Source organism: Burkholderia sp. AW33-5 (assembly GCF_053427615.1).
Genome location: NZ_JBSAXA010000008.1, coordinates 127,491 through 143,611, shown reverse-complemented (window position 1 = coordinate 143,611; position 16,121 = coordinate 127,491). Strand labels below are relative to the sequence as shown.

The 16,121-nt window shown below is 68.0% G+C and carries 15 protein-coding genes; 5 read left to right on the top strand and 10 right to left on the bottom strand.

Annotated features, from left to right (window positions below; translation table 11 throughout):
* Positions 1-271: 271 nt before the first annotated feature.
* Positions 272-1,318, top strand: a complete 1,047-nt coding sequence (locus ACV22V_RS15810; protein ID WP_448014555.1) for a DNA topoisomerase IB — start codon at positions 272-274, stop codon at positions 1,316-1,318.
* A 51-nt stretch (positions 1,319-1,369) separates the two neighbouring features.
* Here the strand turns inward: ACV22V_RS15810 and pqqE are convergent, their stop codons facing one another.
* The 6 genes from pqqE to ACV22V_RS15780 form a co-directional block, all read right to left on the bottom strand.
* Entirely contained in the window at positions 1,370-2,488 is a 1,119-nt protein-coding gene (gene pqqE / locus ACV22V_RS15805; protein WP_448014553.1) for a pyrroloquinoline quinone biosynthesis protein PqqE, read from the bottom strand.
* Between the two features lie 52 nt (positions 2,489-2,540).
* A complete protein-coding gene (gene pqqD / locus ACV22V_RS15800) occupies positions 2,541-2,822 on the bottom strand; it encodes a pyrroloquinoline quinone biosynthesis peptide chaperone PqqD (RefSeq protein WP_006751646.1) in 282 nt (93 codons plus the stop codon).
* Positions 2,819-3,538 (bottom strand): pyrroloquinoline-quinone synthase PqqC, encoded by a 720-nt coding sequence (gene pqqC / locus ACV22V_RS15795; protein WP_448014551.1) that lies wholly within the window; start codon positions 3,536-3,538, stop codon positions 2,819-2,821. The genes pqqD and pqqC overlap by 4 nt, the downstream gene beginning before the upstream one ends.
* A gap of 2 nt (positions 3,539-3,540) precedes the next feature.
* Positions 3,541-4,464, bottom strand: a complete 924-nt coding sequence (gene pqqB, locus ACV22V_RS15790) for a pyrroloquinoline quinone biosynthesis protein PqqB (protein WP_448014549.1) — start codon at positions 4,462-4,464, stop codon at positions 3,541-3,543.
* 64 nt (positions 4,465-4,528) lie between these two features.
* The gene (gene pqqA, locus ACV22V_RS15785) at positions 4,529-4,603 is read right to left on the bottom strand and encodes a pyrroloquinoline quinone precursor peptide PqqA (RefSeq protein ID WP_006410019.1); all 75 of its coding nucleotides are present in this window, start codon (positions 4,601-4,603) and stop codon (positions 4,529-4,531) included.
* Positions 4,604-4,895: 292 nt separating this feature from the next.
* Positions 4,896-6,905: a sigma-54-dependent Fis family transcriptional regulator gene (locus tag ACV22V_RS15780; RefSeq protein ID WP_448014547.1), complete on the bottom strand. Its 2,010-nt coding sequence runs from the start codon at positions 6,903-6,905 to the stop codon at positions 4,896-4,898.
* 128 nt (positions 6,906-7,033) lie between these two features.
* Here ACV22V_RS15780 and ACV22V_RS15775 point away from each other — a divergent pair, with 128 nt between their 5' ends.
* Positions 7,034-7,159: a hypothetical protein gene (locus ACV22V_RS15775; RefSeq protein ID WP_448014546.1), complete on the top strand. Its 126-nt coding sequence runs from the start codon at positions 7,034-7,036 to the stop codon at positions 7,157-7,159.
* 59 nt (positions 7,160-7,218) lie between these two features.
* Entirely contained in the window at positions 7,219-8,196 is a 978-nt protein-coding gene (locus ACV22V_RS15770) for an alpha/beta fold hydrolase (protein WP_448014544.1), read from the top strand.
* Here ACV22V_RS15770 and ACV22V_RS15765 read toward each other — a convergent pair.
* The 4 genes from ACV22V_RS15765 to ACV22V_RS15750 all read right to left on the bottom strand — a co-directional run bounded on the left by ACV22V_RS15765 (position 8,181) and on the right by ACV22V_RS15750 (position 12,708).
* Positions 8,181-10,481, bottom strand: coding sequence for a TonB-dependent receptor (locus tag ACV22V_RS15765; RefSeq protein ID WP_448014542.1), 2,301 nt, complete (start codon positions 10,479-10,481; stop codon positions 8,181-8,183). The genes ACV22V_RS15770 and ACV22V_RS15765 overlap by 16 nt on opposite strands.
* An 88-nt stretch (positions 10,482-10,569) precedes the next feature.
* The gene (locus ACV22V_RS15760; RefSeq protein WP_448014541.1) at positions 10,570-10,998 is read right to left on the bottom strand and encodes an ExbD/TolR family protein; all 429 of its coding nucleotides are present in this window, start codon (positions 10,996-10,998) and stop codon (positions 10,570-10,572) included.
* Positions 10,995-11,714, bottom strand: a complete 720-nt coding sequence (locus tag ACV22V_RS15755) for a MotA/TolQ/ExbB proton channel family protein (protein ID WP_448014540.1) — start codon at positions 11,712-11,714, stop codon at positions 10,995-10,997. The genes ACV22V_RS15760 and ACV22V_RS15755 overlap by 4 nt, the downstream gene beginning before the upstream one ends.
* Before the next feature lie 10 nt (positions 11,715-11,724).
* Complete coding sequence (locus ACV22V_RS15750; protein WP_448014539.1) at positions 11,725-12,708, bottom strand: energy transducer TonB; 984 nt, start codon at positions 12,706-12,708, stop codon at positions 11,725-11,727.
* Between the two features lie 342 nt (positions 12,709-13,050).
* Here ACV22V_RS15750 and ACV22V_RS15745 point away from each other — a divergent pair, with 342 nt between their 5' ends.
* A complete protein-coding gene (locus ACV22V_RS15745) occupies positions 13,051-14,778 on the top strand; it encodes a methanol/ethanol family PQQ-dependent dehydrogenase (protein WP_059690429.1) in 1,728 nt (575 codons plus the stop codon).
* Between the two features lie 82 nt (positions 14,779-14,860).
* A complete protein-coding gene (locus ACV22V_RS15740) occupies positions 14,861-16,120 on the top strand; it encodes a c-type cytochrome (protein WP_448014538.1) in 1,260 nt (419 codons plus the stop codon).
* Position 16,121: the final 1 nt, after the last annotated feature.

The following is a 16,121-nucleotide window of genomic DNA, read 5'->3' as shown; positions in this document are numbered from 1 at the left end:
CCGGATCAGTCTAGAAACAAGTCCGATAACCTTCCAATGAAATATTGGATTGAAGCGATATCGGTATCGGCATACGTATAAACACCTAGCGCTTATCTTTGCCTGCCCCGACCGCTTCGACGTCGATGGGGTGGCGTATCCGGCGGCGGCGCACGGATCTTGCTGTCGGCCTTGCAAGCGCCGTTCGCGCCCCGCGACGGCCGCTCCGACAACAAGGAGAACAATGATGCTCGGCGCACATGGAAACGCTCGTCCGCTGGCGCCTCGCGCCATGAAGAAGCGCGCGTCCCGGCGCGGCTCCGGCACCGAAACCGGCGATCGTTCGGCCGCGCCGCTGCGCCATGTCGACGACCGGCATCCCGGCTACACGCGCCGGCGGTTGCGCCACGGCTTCGCGTACTACACGCAGGACGGCGCCCGGATCCGCGACGCCGACGAAATCGCCCGCATCGATGCGCTCGCGATTCCACCGGCGTATACCGACGTCTGGATCTGCATGGACCCGCGCGGCCACTTGCAGGCGACCGGGCGAGATGCGCGCGGGCGCAAGCAGTATCGCTATCACCCGCAGTGGCGCGAGACGCGCGACGCGAACAAGTACGCGCGGATGGCGGCCTTCGCCCGCGCACTGCCGCGCATCCGCACGCGCGTCGCGCGTGATCTGGCACTGCCCGGGATGCCGCGCGACAAGATCGTCGCGACGATCGTCCGGCTGCTCTACACGACGCTCGCGCGGATCGGCAACGCCGAATACGCACGCGAGAATGCGTCGTACGGACTGACGACGCTGCGCAAGCGCCACGTGACGATCCGGCCGGGACAGGTTCGCCTGCGCTTCACGGGCAAGAGCGGCATCGAGCATGACGTGACCGTGGAAGATCCGCGCGTCGGCCGGATCGTGCGGCGCTGCGCGGAGTTGCCCGGGCACGAGTTGTTCCAGTATGTGGACGACGACGGCGCACGTCATTCGATCGGCTCGTCCGACGTGAACGATTATCTGCGCGAGGCGGCGGGCGCGGAGTTCACCGCGAAGGATTACCGGACCTGGGCGGGCAGCGTTCAGGCGCTGGCGTTGCTGCGGCGCATCCCGCATGAGGACGTCACGCAGGCGCGCAAGCAGATCGTCGAAACGGTGCGGGCCGTCGCCGACATATTGCGCAACACGCCGGCCGTATGCCGGCGCTGCTACATCCACCCGGCGGTGCTCGATGCGTTCGAGGCCGGGATGCTCGCGGCGCTGGAGGTACGCCGCTCGCCGCGAGGGCTGCGCGTGGACGAGGCCGCGTTCGCGGCGTTGCTCGAACAGGCGGTGCGCTGATCGTCGAGGAAGTCAAGAAAATGACATGCCCGATACAGCGGCACACACCGCTCATCGCCCGACAGAATTCGCAGCACTGCGAAAGATCAGTGGACGCTCGTCCTGTCGCCCTGCCCGTCGCGCGAACTGCACGGCCTGCTCGACCCGGCCGTGATGCGGTGACTTCGCGCAGACCGGATCGGCCTGCGCCGGATCGCCGGCCAGCATGTACGCCTGGCAGCGGCACCCGCCATGATCCGCATGGCGCTCGTCACAGGTGCGGCACGGGTCGCGCATCCAGTCATCACCGCGAAACGCGTTGAACGCGTCGCTTTCGTACCAGATGTCCTTCAGCGACCGGTCGCGCACGTTCGGCAGCACGAGACCGGGCAATCCGCGCGCGGCATGGCACGGCAGCGCGGTGCCGTCCGGTGCGACACCGAGGAACACCGAGCCCCAGCCGTTCATGCAGGCCTTCGGCCGCTGCTCGAAGTAGTCGGGCACGACGAACAGGATCTTGCACCGGTCGCCGACGAGCTTGCGGTAGCGGTTGACCGTTTCCTCCGCTTCGCGCAGTTGTTCGGCGGTCGGCATCAGCTGGTCGCGATTCAGCATCGCCCAGCCGTAGTACTGCGTATTCGCGAGTTCGAGAAAATCCGCGCCGAGGTCGAGCGCCATCTCGATGATCTGGCCGACGTGCGGCAGGTTGTACCGATGCAGCACGCAGTTCAGCACCATCGGATAGCCGTGCGACTTGATCAGCCGCCCGACGCCGCGCTTGAGGTCGAAGGTGCGCGTGCTGGTCAGGAAGTCGTTCAGCTCGCGCGTCGAATCCTGCAGCGACAGCTGGATATGATCGAGTCCGACCGCCTTGAGCCGGTCGATGCGCGTGGCATTCAGGCCCACGCCCGACGTGATCAGGTTGGTATAGAAACCCAGTGACCGCGCATGCTCGACCAGCACCTCCAGGTCGCCGCGCTGCAGCGGTTCGCCGCCGGAAAATCCGATCTGCGCGGCGCCGAGCGCGCGCGCGTCGCTGATCACCGTGCGCCATGCGTCGGTATCGAGCTCCGCGCCGTGCGTCGCGAAATCGACGGGGTTGTAGCAGAACGCGCAGTGCAGCGGACAGCGGTACGTGAGCTCGGCAAGCAGCCACAGCGGCGCGGACGGCCGGTTCGGAGGAGGGGTCATGTCCATGTCAGTCGAGTCAGTCGAGTCAGTCGAGTCAGTCGAGTCAGTCGAGTCAGTCGAGCCAGCCGCGCAGTCGCGCATGATCGAGGAAGCGATAGACGTCCGACGCAAGGTCCGACGTGCTGAACAGCCGCTCGAGTTCGTCGATGATGTCGTCGAGCTCGCGCGTGCCGTCGCAGCGCGCGAGGATCTCGCCCGCGCTCGGGTTGAGCCGGACCATGCCTTCCGGATACAGGAGCACGTACGCATCCTGGGCCGCCTCCCATTGCAGGCGGTACATGCCCCTCAGCGAGGGGCGCAGCGGCACGCCGCTGACGGCGTCGTTGGAGTTCATGCGGGATACGCCTTTTCAATCGCATCGAGAATCGACCACAGCACATCCAGCTTGAACGACAGGATGTCGAGCGCGCGCCGTTGCGCGTCCGGTGTCGTGAAATGGTTCAGCGTCACCGCGAGCCCGTGTTCGACGTCGCGCTGCGCGAGCGGCACGCGGCTGCGGAAATACTGCAGCCCGGCCGCCTCGATCCACGGATAGTGGGACGGCCAGCCCGCGAGCCGGTCGAGGTGGATCTGCGGCGCGAACATCTCGGTCAGCGACGAGCACACGGCCTCCTGCCACGGCGCGCGCCGCGCGAAATTGACATAGGCGTCGACCGCGAACCGCACGCCCGGCAGCACATGCTCGAGCGACCACAACTCCGCGCGCTCGATACCGACCGCCTCGCCGAGCCGCGCCCATGCCTCGATCCCGCCTTCCTGGCCGCCGTGACCGTCGTGGTCGAGAATCCGCTCGACCCACAGCCGGCGCGTGTCGCGATCCGGGCAGTTGGACAGGATCGCCGCGTCCTTCAGCGGAATGCTGATCTGATAGTAGAAGCGGTTCGCGACCCAGCCGCGAATCTGCGCCGGTGAACACGCGCCGCCATTCAGGCGGCGGTTGAATGGATGGTGGATGTGATAGCGCGATTCGAGCGCGCGCAGGCGCGCCTCGAACTCCTGCGCACTCCAGGGCGTCGCGTGCAGCGCCGCGGCGGGAATCGGTGCGTTCATGGTCAGACCTCGAATTGCATGCCGTCGTGGGCGACCTCGATGCCGTGCTCGCGCAATTGCGCGCGCTGCGCGGAACCGGGGTCGAGAATCGGATTCGTGTTGTTGATGTGCGTGAGGACCTTGCGCGTGTGCGTCGGCAACAGCCGAAGGCGGTCGATCATGCCCGGCCGCGCCGCGTCGCCGCACTGCTCGAGATGCCCCATGTCGGCCGCGTGCTTCGACGACAGGCCGAGGTCGATCATCTCCGTGCCGGTCCAGAACGTGCCGTCCACCAGCACGAGGTCGGCGTCGCGCATCGCGGCGCGCACGCCGTCGTCGACGTCGGCGAGCCCCGGCGCATAGAACGCCTGTCGGCCGGTCGTCGTGTCCTCGATCAGGAGTGCGATGTTGTCGCCCGGCACGCTCGCCTCCCGGCGCGGCGAATAAGGCGGCGGCTTGCTGTCGACCGGCACGGCGGTGAAGCGGATGCCGCCGGCGCCCGGTATCGCGAACGGTTCGCCCGGTGCGATCGTGTGAACGTCGACGCCGCAGTAGTGGCCGAGCAGCGGCACGAGCGGCAGCCCGGTCGACAGGTCGTCGAGCACCGGCGCGCTCGCATACAGCGGCAGCGGCGACGTGCGTTCGCGCAGCATCAGCAGGCCCGTCACGTGATCGATCTGCGCGTCGCACAGCACGACGGCGACGATCGCGCTGTCGCGGATCGCGCGAGCCGGCTGCAGGTCGGGGGCGGCTCGCAGCTGCGCGAGGATGTCCGGCGACGCGTTCACCAGCACCCAGTCGACGCCGTCGCCGCTGACGGCGATCGACGATTGCGTGCGCGGAACGATGCCGTCGGTGCCGGCCCGCGCGCGACGGCAGTTGCCGCAGTTGCAATTCCATTGCGGCAGTCCGCCGCCGGCGCCCGAGCCGAGTATCTTGATCTTCATCTGCGTGTGCTCCCGGTGCCGCCCGCATCGTGTCCGTCGATGCGGGCGGCACAGCGCGCGTCGATCAGCGGTTGGCGATGTACATCGTGATTTCGAAACCGAAACGCAGGTCGGTATAGGCCGGGGTGGTCCATTGCATGATGTGTCTCCTTGTTGAGTGGGTGAGTCGAAAAAACCGCATCGATCGAGCGGCCGATACCCATTCAGCAAGGAGCGTGCCGGGGCGGGACTTGCGTCGCGCGGCGGCGTGCGAAAGCATGCGGCAGCCGCCGGGTGGTCACGGCACCGTCACTCTTACGATTTGCCAACGATAATATTTCAGAAACCGTCTGGCGACGGCTCATGTGACGCACGGCCGGTTGAGCAAGTGTTGAATCCTTGAACACCGGGTGTTGCAACCTGACACACCGGTGTGACAGTCGCGGCTTGCGTCACGATTCATCCCGCTCCAGCGCGTCCGGTCCGATAGCCGGCATCTTGCGGTAGATCGTGTTGCGCGATACGCCGAGCGCGCGTGCGGCGGCCGACACGTTGCCGCCGTGACGCGCGAGCGCGGCCGCGATCGCGGAGGCGGCCACGTCCTGCAGCCGCGCATCGCAGGCCGTGGTCGCGAACGCCGGCGCTTCCGATGCGAGCGGCGCGGGCGCACAAGTCTCCTGCGCCGCCGTGCCACCGTCGCGCCGCACGTCGTCGAAGAAATCGTCCGGCAAATGCTCGCAGCGAATCTCGCAGTCGTCGTCGACCATCGCGGCCGCCGTGCGCAGCAGGTTCGCGAGCTGCCGGAAGTTGCCCGGCCACGCGCAGCGCTCGAACAGCGCCATCACGTCGGGCGCGACGCTCAACGGCCGGCGCCCGGGTCCCGACAACGTCTCCCGTTGCAGCATCTTCTGGACGACCACCGCGAGGTCCGTGCGGTCGCGCAGCGGCGGCAGGCGCACGACGAGGCCATTGAGCCGGTAGTACAGGTCTTCGCGAAAGCGGTTCTGCGCGATCATGTCGCGCAGGTCGCGGTGCGTCGCGCAGATGATCGCGATGTCGACGCCGATCGCCTTCGTCGAGCCGAGCGGGTTGACGACGCGCTCCTGCAGCACGCGCAGCAGCCGCACCTGCAGCGGATACGGCATGTCGCCGATTTCGTCGAGAAACAGCGTGCCGCCGTTGGCCTGCAGCAGCTTGCCGGTCGCGCCCTTGCGGCGCGCGCCGGTAAACGCGCCCTCCTCGTAGCCGAACAGCTCGGATTCGATCAGCGTCTCCGGTATCGACGCGCAGTTGACCGCGACGAACGGCCCGTCGCGGCGAGGCGAGTCGTTGTGGATCGCCTGCGCGAGCAGCTCCTTGCCGGTGCCCGTCTCGCCGGTGATCAGCACCGGAATGTCCTTGCCGATGACCTTGCGGACCTTCGCGATCACCGCCGCCACCTGCGGATCGCCGGTGTCGAGATAGCTCAGCCGCGACAGGCTCGCCGCGCCCTGCGCGGCTGGCGGCCGCGCGGCCGACGCGGCGCCGTCGTGCACTTCGGCGGGCCGGCTGCCCTCGGCCCGCAACGCGCGCCGGAACTGCACGCGCGCGCAGACCACCGCGCCGTTGCCGAGGTTCAACGACACGTGCTGCTCGGTGCTCGCGCGCATCCGGTCGATCAGCTGCGCGCTCGTCACGTCGAACAGCGACGCGAGCGTATGTGCGCGCAGCGCGGCGAGCGGCATCCCGAGCTGGAACTGCGCACTGCGATTCGCCGACAGGAAGCGGCCGTCCGCGGTGAATGCGACGATCCCTTCCATCAACGTTCCGAGGAATTCGGGGCGGCCGTGAAACGACACCTGCAGCGTTTCCTGGAACGTCGTCGTGAACAGGTGGTTCTCGATCATCTGCACCGACATCTTCGCGAGCGCCATCGTGTGCTGGTGATAGCTGCGATGATCGCCCGTCACGTCGAGCACGCCGATCGCGTCGCCGTACGGGTCGAGGATCGGCACGCTCGAGCAGGTCAGGAAATGGTTCGCGGCCAGGAAGTGCTGGTCGCCGTGCACGACCATCGGGCACAGCTCCGCGAGCGCGGTGCCGATTGCGTTGGTGCCCTGCCGGCTCTCCGCCCAGTTCGCGCCGGGGCGCAGCGCGACCCGTTCGGCGCGCCGCAAAAAGTCGTCGTCGCCGATCGAATGCAGGATCAACCCTTCCGCATCGGTCAGCACGATCATGCTCTGCGTATTGACGATCTGCTCGTGCAGCGTCTCCATCACGGGCATCGCATGCACGCACAGCACGCGGTTCTGCTCGCGCTTGAGCGCCAGCGCGGCGCCGGACAGCAGGTCGTAGTCGGGACGTGCAGACGCCTGCAGGCCGAACGTCTCGGACCGCTCATGGGACTTCTGGATCGTCGGCGTCGGCCAGCCGGGCGCATGCGTGGCCCGTGCGTTGGCCGTCGGATGAACGTCATCGCGCATTGTCTCCTCCGGGGATCCTTCCGGTCGGTGCCGGACTTTGTGCTGGATCAAGCAAACTTCGGGCCACGCTGTCGGCAGCGTTGGCGTCGGGCGCCGCGCATCATCGCTCGACGCAAATCGAAATCAAAATGAAAGCAATGCCGATTGCATACGATTTAGGCGACGCGCCGGGACGCAATATCGCGATTCCGCCCGCCGCCGCTGCCCGATCGATCCCGATCGTGGTCGCTGGCGCGATTCTGGCTTTGACGTGAGTCAAGCCCCGGCCTGTTGTCGGGTTCTCCCGGACCCGTCACCCTCTCTCCGACACGACATGACGCAGCGACTGCCCCGACCTGCCCTGTCCCGCGACGCATGCCGGATCGCGTGGACCGAATTCGGCAACCCGCACGGCGATCCGGTCGTCGTGCTGCACGGCGGCCCCGGCAGCGGGAGCCGACCGGCAGTGCTCGGCCTGTTCAACCTGACGTGCATGCGCGTCGTGCTGGTCGACCAGCGCGGCGCGGGCGCATCGACACCGCGCGGCGGCCTGCGTCACAACAACACGATGCGTCTGATCGGCGACCTCGACGCGCTGCGTGCACGGCTCGGCATCGCGCGCTGGTGCGTCGTCGGCGGTTCGTGGGGCGCGGCGCTCGCGCTCGCCTACGCGGGACGGCATCCGTCGCACGTGACGGGCGTCGTGCTGCGCGGGTTGTTTCTGACGTCGTCTCGCGAAGTGCGCGGCCTGTTCGTCGGCACGCGCGCACGCGCGCCACGGGCCTGGCAGCGCCTGACGGCCGCCGCCGGCACCGCGCGCGCCGATCGCCTGATCGCCTGCTGCGCGCGGCGTCTCCAGCCGGGCGCCGGTGCGGCGCGGCAGCGTGCAGTCGCGCTCGCATGGAACGCGTATGAGGATGCGGTCCTGATCGGGCGGCCGGCGCGCAGCGCGCGGCCGACGCAACCTGCCATCGACCGGCTGATCGACAAATACCGGATCCAGGCCCACTACCTGCAACGCGACTGCTGGCTCGGCGAGCGCCGGTTGCTGGCGCTGGCGCGGCGGGCCGCGCAAGCCGGTGTGCCGCTGCATGCCGTGCACGGCACGCGCGACCGCGTGTGCCCGGTCGACAACGTCGATCGGCTCGCGCGCGCGGTGCCAGCGGCCATCGTCGAGCGCGTGCCGGCCGGGCATCTCGCGAGCGACGACGCCCTCGCGCGTGGCGTCGCTCGCGCGGTCCGCAAGATGCTCACCGTCACGACAGAAGACGCACCGCAACACGTCGAGCCGCCCGTTCAGTCCCACGCATAGCGGGCGCCCACCCACGCGCCGCGCGGCGCGCCCGGCCCGACGAACTGCTCGTTGACGGGGTTGAGCCCGTCGAACGAATGATTCGGACCGTTGAAGAAATTCCGGCCGAGCATCCCGAAGCTCGCGTAGCGCTTGTCGAGCAGGTTGGTGATCGACGCGAACAGCTGCAGGCGCTTCGTCACCTGCCACGTCGTATCGAGGTCAATCAGGACATAGCCGGGCACCTTCCCGTTCACGTCCTGGTTGTTCTCGTCGCCGCGCGCGAACACCCCGCTGCGATACGTGATGTTGGTGCCGACGTTCCACTTCGGCGTCGCCGCATAGTCGAGCCTCAGCTTCACGGTGCTCGACGGAATCCCGGGAATGCGGTCGCCGGAGCGAACGACGATGTTGCCTTGCGCATTGGCGCTCGAATTGCTCGCGCTGCTTTCGGTCCACGTCGAGCGGTAGGTGGCGGCGACATAGCTGTAGCTGACACCGATGCCGACCGGCCCCAGCCGCGTATGGCCCGCCAGCTCGAAGCCTTGCCGGCGCGTCTTGCCGACGTTCTGGAAATAACCGAGCGTGCTCGCGCCGCCATTGCTGCTGACAAACTGGATGTCGTCGTCGAGCGTCGTGCTGTAGACGGCCGCGCTCCACGTCGTCGCCTCACCGCTTCGGCCGCGCGCGCCCAACTCGATCGTCTTCGCGATCACCGGCTTCAGCGCCGGATCGGCGAGAAAGTCGTTCGGCAAGGAACACGGCGCGGCCGGATCGGCGCATGCGAGCTCGATCGCAGTCGGCGAGCGCATTCCTTCGTTGTACGTCGCATATGCGGTGAAGCCGGGCACCGGATTCCACGTCACGCCGACGGCCGGATTGAACCGCGAGAACGTATGACGCGCGGTGAGCAACGGCTGCAGGCCGCTCGCGTCCTCGATCGCCGCGCGCGACCAGTTGTAGCGGCCGGCCAGCGTCAGCGACCATTGCCGCGTCAGCGCCAGCGTGTCGTCGAAGTAGGCGCCGTAGCTGGCGTTGCGCGTCTTCGCGCGCGTCTTCCGGGTGAAGTCGCCGATGCCGACCGTCGCACGCGTATCCGTGAACATCGCATCCTGCGACGACTGCTCGAAGCCCGAGTTAGCGAGATCGGCGGACGCGCCCACGACGAACTGGTTGTCCAGGCCCGCGAGCTTGCCGAGCAGCGTCAGCTGCAGGTTCGCGCCGTAGCTGTCGGTCGTGATCACCGAGCGGCCGTTGGTCGCCTGCACGGTGTCGGTGGCGCCGCTGCCGTCGACGCTGCCGAAATCGTCGTTCACGTTGCTGCTGGTGTTGGTGTTGCGGTAGTGCCGATAATAGACGTTGCCGCTGAGCTGCACGTGATCGCCGAAAGCATGGTCGCCCGACACGGTGACGTACGCGGCGCTGTTGCGATTCAGGTCTGGATAGGTGTAGGCCTGCGCGCGATTGTCGAGAAACGAGCGCGGAATCGTCTGCGAGCCTTGCAGCGCATTGTCCGCGCCGCCGGCCGAGATCGACAGCGTCGTATCGGCGTCGGTGTAGCGCAGCTTGCCGAATCCCTGCCGCACGCGGCTCGCATTGTGGTCGGCCCAGCCGTTGTCGTTCGCGACGTTGCCCGTCACGTAGTAATCGAGGTTGCCGCCGATGCGTCCGCCCTGCTCGATCTGCGCGGTCTTGCGTCCCCACGAGCCGACCGATACCTGTGCGGTACCGCCCGGGCTCGTCTTGCCGTTCTTCGTCGTGATCGCGAGCGCGCCGCCGAGCGTGTTGAGCCCGTAGGTCGGGTTCGAGCCGGGAATCAACTGCATCGTGTCGATCGCCGCCTGCGGGATGAGATCCCAGTTCACGACGTCGCCGAACGGCTCGTTCACGCGCACGCCGTCGACGAACACCGACAGCCCCTGCGGCGTGCCGACGACCGGCGATGCCGTGAAGCCGCGGTAGTTCACGTCCGTCTGGTACGGATTGCCCTGCGCCTCGTTGATGTCGACGCTCGACACGTTCTTCTCGAAGTAGTCGGTCAGTACGCTGCCGTGCTGACGCGTGATGTCCTCGCCGCGAATCGTCTGGACGTTGGCCGGCACGCGCGACAGCGGCGTGCCGATCCCGAGCAGCGGCGTCGTGCCGACGACGACGATCGGCGCGAGCGTCGGCGCATCGACATTGCCTGCCGGTCCGACCTGCGCCGACGCCGGCGTCAGCCAGCCGCCGAGCATGCCGCCGAAGCACAGCGTGACGCCCGCGCGCCGGGCGACGAAGCGGCGCTTCGCCCCATCCGTTTCCTTCATCTCCACGTCTCCTCTTTTCTTGTCTTATCGTCGTTATATCGTTGTCCGTACCGATATGTCGGTGGCGACTCGGCTGACGTCGATCACCTCACCGTGCCGTACTGGCATCGCCGTCCGCCGTCGCGATCGCCACACGCGCGACACGCGCGCGCCCGATCGACGCGATGACACCGGCCACGGTGCCGAACGACTCGTTGCGGTCCGCGTGCAGGCTGACGCTCGTCCGCGGGTCGCGCGCGACGCGGCGTGCCAGCACGGCTTCGACCTCGGCTGGCGTGACCTGCGCGCCGTCGATACGGACCGCGCCGTGCGCGTCGACGGTCACGGTGACGGTCGATGCACGCATGTCGCGCGCCGGGGCGGCCGCCTTCGGCAGGTCGATGCGGATCGCATGCGTCATCAGCGGCGCGGCGACCATGAAGATCACCAGCAACACGAGGACGACGTCGACGAGCGGCGTCACGTTGATCTCGCCGAGCGGTTCGCCCGCGTCGGCTTCGCGGTTATCCGTCCTCATACGGCCGCCCGACGCACGGCGGCCGCGTTGCTCGCGGCCGGGAGCGCGGCATGCACCGGCGCGTCGATCCTGAACCGCCGCTGCTCGGCCAGCGCGATCAGGTCCTGCCCGAACTCGTCGAGCCCGGCCGTCAGGGTCTTGAGCCGCCGCAGGAACAGGTTGTACGCCAGCACGGCCGGAATCGCGACGCCGATGCCGATGCCGGTCGCGACCAGCGCCTGGCCAATCGGCCCCGCGATCGCATCGATGTCGTTCGTGGCCGACGCCGTCATCGACTGCAGCGTATGGACGATGCCGAACACGGTGCCGAACAGCCCGACGAACGGCGCGACGTTCGCGATCGACGCGAGCACGGTAAGCCCGCGCTCGAGCGACCGCTGCGCGCGCCGGATCTCGCGCGCGAGCGTGCGTTCGAGCAGATCGCGGCGATCCCACGCGACCAGCGCGGCAGGTGCGTGCGGCTCGGGCGCGTCGAGATCGCGCAATGCGATGCACACGGCACCTTGCAGACGCGCGTTCAGGCTGGCGGCCACATCGTCGTCCGTCGGCATCGACAGCGCCGGGCGATCGCCGCGGCGCGCGGCAAAACGGCGGTTGCCGAGCGCGACGCGCGCATACAGCAGCGTCTTGACGACGATCAGCGTCCAGGTGAGGGCCGACAGCACCGCGAGGAGTGCAAATGCGCCGACGACCGCGTAGTGGATGTAATCTGACATGACGGATTCCTTAGTTTCCGAGTTTGAACACGACCGGCACCCTGACCCAGCCGTCGATCGATTCCGTGCCGCGCTTCGCCGGTACGAAGCGCCAGTCCGAGACCGCCGCGACGGCCGCGTCGTCGAGCGCGTCGTGTCCGCTGCTCGCCGACAGCAGCACCTGATCGGGCCGGCCGGTCGCGAGCACATGCACGTTCAGGAACGTGGTGCCTTCCCAGCCGCGCCGCTGCGCGACGTCCGGATAGTCGGGCGCGGGATTGCGCAGGTAGGCCGCCGCGAAGCGCGGTGCGGTGACGGGTTCTGGTTTGGGTTCGGTAGACGACTGCGCGCCCGGCATCGCATGCGCGGCATCCGTCGCGGTATCCGCCGCTGCATTTTCAGCGGCAGGCTGAGCCGATTCCTGCCCCGGTACGGTTCGCCCACGTTCACTGTCCGGCTGCGCCGCCGCGATGGCGGCGGCTGGCTTGTGCGAAGGGCCTGCATGATCGGCCTGACGCGTTGCGGCCACACTCGGGCGAACCTCTCGATGCACGGCTGCTTCTCGTCTCGAATGCGACGGCATAGCCGCGTGAGGAACCTGCGTCGCGGCATCCCCCCGACGATGCACACCAGGCTCTGCCGCCCGCGTGAATTCGCTCGCGTCCACCTCGACGGCGAGTGCGTGTGGCAGCGTCGGGCGTCCATCGGATACCCATGCGTGCCAGAGGGCGACCACGATGACCGCATGAACGGCGAATACCGTTATCGCGACGGCTGGCAACGGTTCGCGGGCCCGCGCGGCCTGCGGCATCTCCATCGTCGCCGCGTACGGGCCGGCGGGCGCGACGCCGTATGCGAGCGCGACCACGCGGCGGCGCTCGCACCCGCGAGCAGCATCGGACGAAATCGGGACATGCATGGCGGTCTCTCGTTGCGCGGAATCATTCCCGTGTCGAACGGCAAGAAGCATGCCGATCCGCGCAACACCCGGCCGGCCGCCGATCGAAGCCGCCACGCATCGCTACGCAACCGCGCACGTGTTGCAGTTCGTGCCACCCCTGTTGCGCCTGTGTCAATTTGGATCAACGAGGCGATGCCTTCGGCCGCGCACCGCACTGTCATGTTTCGCAACACTCGACCCGCGGCTGTCCCCGAACGCAACACACGCGGATCATCCGCGCCACGCCGCGCATGTCGTCGCGGCGCGCACGATCGGCCGCTCCGCCTTGCGCGACAGGGCGTGCGCCCCAATGGCATGCGATTTGCGTGATTGGCTGCGCACTGGACCCGGATCCCCACCCTGCCGGCCCGGCCATGTGTTGGCCGCGGTGCGACCACAATGACTCTGGAGACAACCATGAAAAAACTCTCGGCTTCGACGAGCCGACTGGCAACGATCGGAATCGCGGCGGCGGCCGCGATCGCCCTGAATCCCGGCCTGGTGGACGCTGCCGCGGATTATCCGGCCGTCACGTACCAGCGGCTCACGGATGCGCAACGCGATCCGGGCTGGCTCACCTACTACCGCACGTACAACGGCCAGGCGCATTCGCCGCTCAAGCAGATCGACGCGTCGAACGTGAAGCAGCTCACGCAAGCGTGGAGCTACAAGTTTCCGGCCGAGCTGAAGCAGGGCTTCGAAGCCACGCCGATCGTCAACGGCCGCTACCTGTTCGTGACCACGCCGAAGGACAACGTGTACGCGTTCGACGCGGCCACCGGCGCGCAATTGTGGAAATACGAACCGAAACTCGGCGCCGAATCATTCAAGACGGCCTGCTGCGACGTCGTGAACCGCGGCGTCGCGCTGTACGGCAAGAACGTCTACGTCGCGATGCTGAGCGGCGAGGTGGCCGCACTGGATGCACAGACCGGCGCGCTCGTGTGGAAGAAGCAGATGTTCGAGCCGGGGCTCGGCTATGCGTTCTCGCTCGCGCCGCTCGCGCTCGACGGCGCGATCGTCGTCGGCAGCTCGGGCGGCGAATACGGCGCACGCGGCTTCATCGCGGCGCTCAGCCCGAACGACGGCACGCTGCTGTGGAAACGCTTCACCATTCCCGGCCAGGGCGAGAAGCACGCTGACACCTGGCCCGACGGCATGCAGGCGCACGGCGGCGCACCGGCCTGGCTGACCGGCACCTACGACGCGGCGACGCGCACGCTGTACTGGGGCGTCGGCAACCCGGGGCCGTGGCTTGCCGACCTGCGCCCGGGCGACAACCTGTACTCCGATTCGCTGCTCGCGCTGGATCCGAAGAACGGCGACCTCAAGTGGCACTACCAGTACACGAAGCACGACACCTGGGACTATGACGGCGTCAACACACCCGTGCTCGCAACGATCAAGTACAAAGGCAAGGAGCACGACGCGATCATCCACGCGGACCGCAACGGCTACTTCCATGCGATCGATCGCGACACCGGCAAGCTGATCTATGCGGAGCCGTTCGTGAAGGCGACGTCGGTGACCGGCTACACGGAAGACGGCGCGCCGATCCAGGATCCCGCGAAGTATCCGAAGGTCGGCACGACGATCGACACGTGCCCGAGCTTCCTCGGCGGCAAGAACTGGTGGTCGGTGTCGTACGACCCCGTGCGCCATCTCGCGATCGTGCCGGCGCTACATGCGTGCATGAGCTTGTCGGGCAAGTCGGTCAACTACATGGAAGGGCTGCCGTATCTCGGCGAAGGCTTCGAGATCAAGCCCGAGCCGGGCAGCGAAGGCTACGGCGAACTCCAGGCGATCGACGTGAACACCGGCAAGAAGGTATGGAGCCACTGGAGCAAGCTGCCGTGGAACGGCGGCGTCGCGACGACCGCGAGCGGCCTCGCGTTCAGCGGCTCGCTCGACGGCCACCTGTATGCGTTCGACGTCGCCACCGGCAAGGTGCTGTGGGAGAGCCCGAAGCTCGCGAGCGGGATCATCGCGCAGCCATCCGTCTTTGAAGTCGACGGCAAGGAGTACGTAGCGGTACTCGCCGGCTACGGCGGCGCGAATCCGATCTGGGGCGGCCCGATGGCCAAGGCGGCGGACGACGTGCCGCGCGGCGGCACGCTGTACGTGTTCGCCCTCGACCGCGGCTGATCGACACCCGGCCAACCGTTTTGCGTCCGCGCCGCCGGCGCGGGCGCCCCTCCCTTTCTCCTGTTCAACCGAGCGTACGATCATGAACATCCGACTTTCCCGCCTCGCCGTGGCCTGTGCGCTCGCGGCAGGCACGGCGCTGACACCGGCACTCTCCACGGCCGCGACGGCGGTGCGCGTCTGCTCGCTGCCGGGCACGCCGACGGCCGCGCTCGACAAGGCCGTCGCTCGCGACGTGTTCCGCACGGCCGGCATCGCCGCGAACTTCTCCGGGCATGACGCGGGCGGCAACGACGACGACGGCGTGTCCGCGCATGAGCTCGCCGGCATCCTCGAACACGACTGCGATGTGCTCGCCGGTTTTCCGCGCTCGGCCATCGCCGACGCATCCGATACGAAACTGCTGTTCTCGCAGGGCTATCTGCGCTCGGGGTACGTAAGCGTCACGCGCCGCGATGCCGGCGCGCCGGCCACTGGCCGCGAAATCGTCGCGGCGACCTACGCGAGCCCCGCGCAATTGATCGCGGTTCAGCAGAAGAACGCACGCTTCGATCTCGAGAACACATCCGAGCAAACGGTCGACGCGGTCGCGCGCGGCCGCGCGCATCGCGCGATCGTCTGGTATCCGGCAGTCGTCGCGTATCAGGCCGCCCATCCGAAACAGGCGTTCCGCATCGGTGCGACGTCGTCGCCGTATGCGGAATGGCAGCTCACGTTTGCATTCGCGCCGCGCTCGGCCGAGTTGCAGCAACGTATCGACGCGGCACTCACGCAAATGAAGAACAACGGCCGGCTCGCCGCGCTGACCCGCAAGTGGACGCTGCCCGGCAGCGCGCTCGAGGCGCACGAGTCGCGCATGCCGTCGCGTTTCCTCGACGGCGCGACGGCGAGCGCAGGCCGCGTGCCCGGTAGCCTGCTGCGCGCGCGCAACGCGCCGGCCGGCGGCGGCTTCATCCGCGTCGGCGCGAGCACCGGTGACGCCGCCCCGTCCTTCGACGCGGCCCAGGTCGCCCACGGCAAGGAAATCTACGGCAATGCATGTGCGAACTGCCACGGCGCCGATCTCGAAGGCAACACCGCGCCCGCGTTGAGCGGCCCATCGTTCGCGCCGCTGTCGCATTCGCACCTGACGATCGGCGGCGTGTTCGGCTACATGGCGACCAACATGCCGGCGGATCAGCCGGGCAAGTTGAAGGACGACGAATACGCGGACCTGATGGCCTTCCTGCTCGCGTCGAACGGCTATGCCGCAAGCAAGAACAAGCTGACGGCCGATACCGCTCACGCGTCGACCGCGCCGCTCGTCGCCGGGCCCGCCGCGCACAAGGACGCGAGCCAGTAAC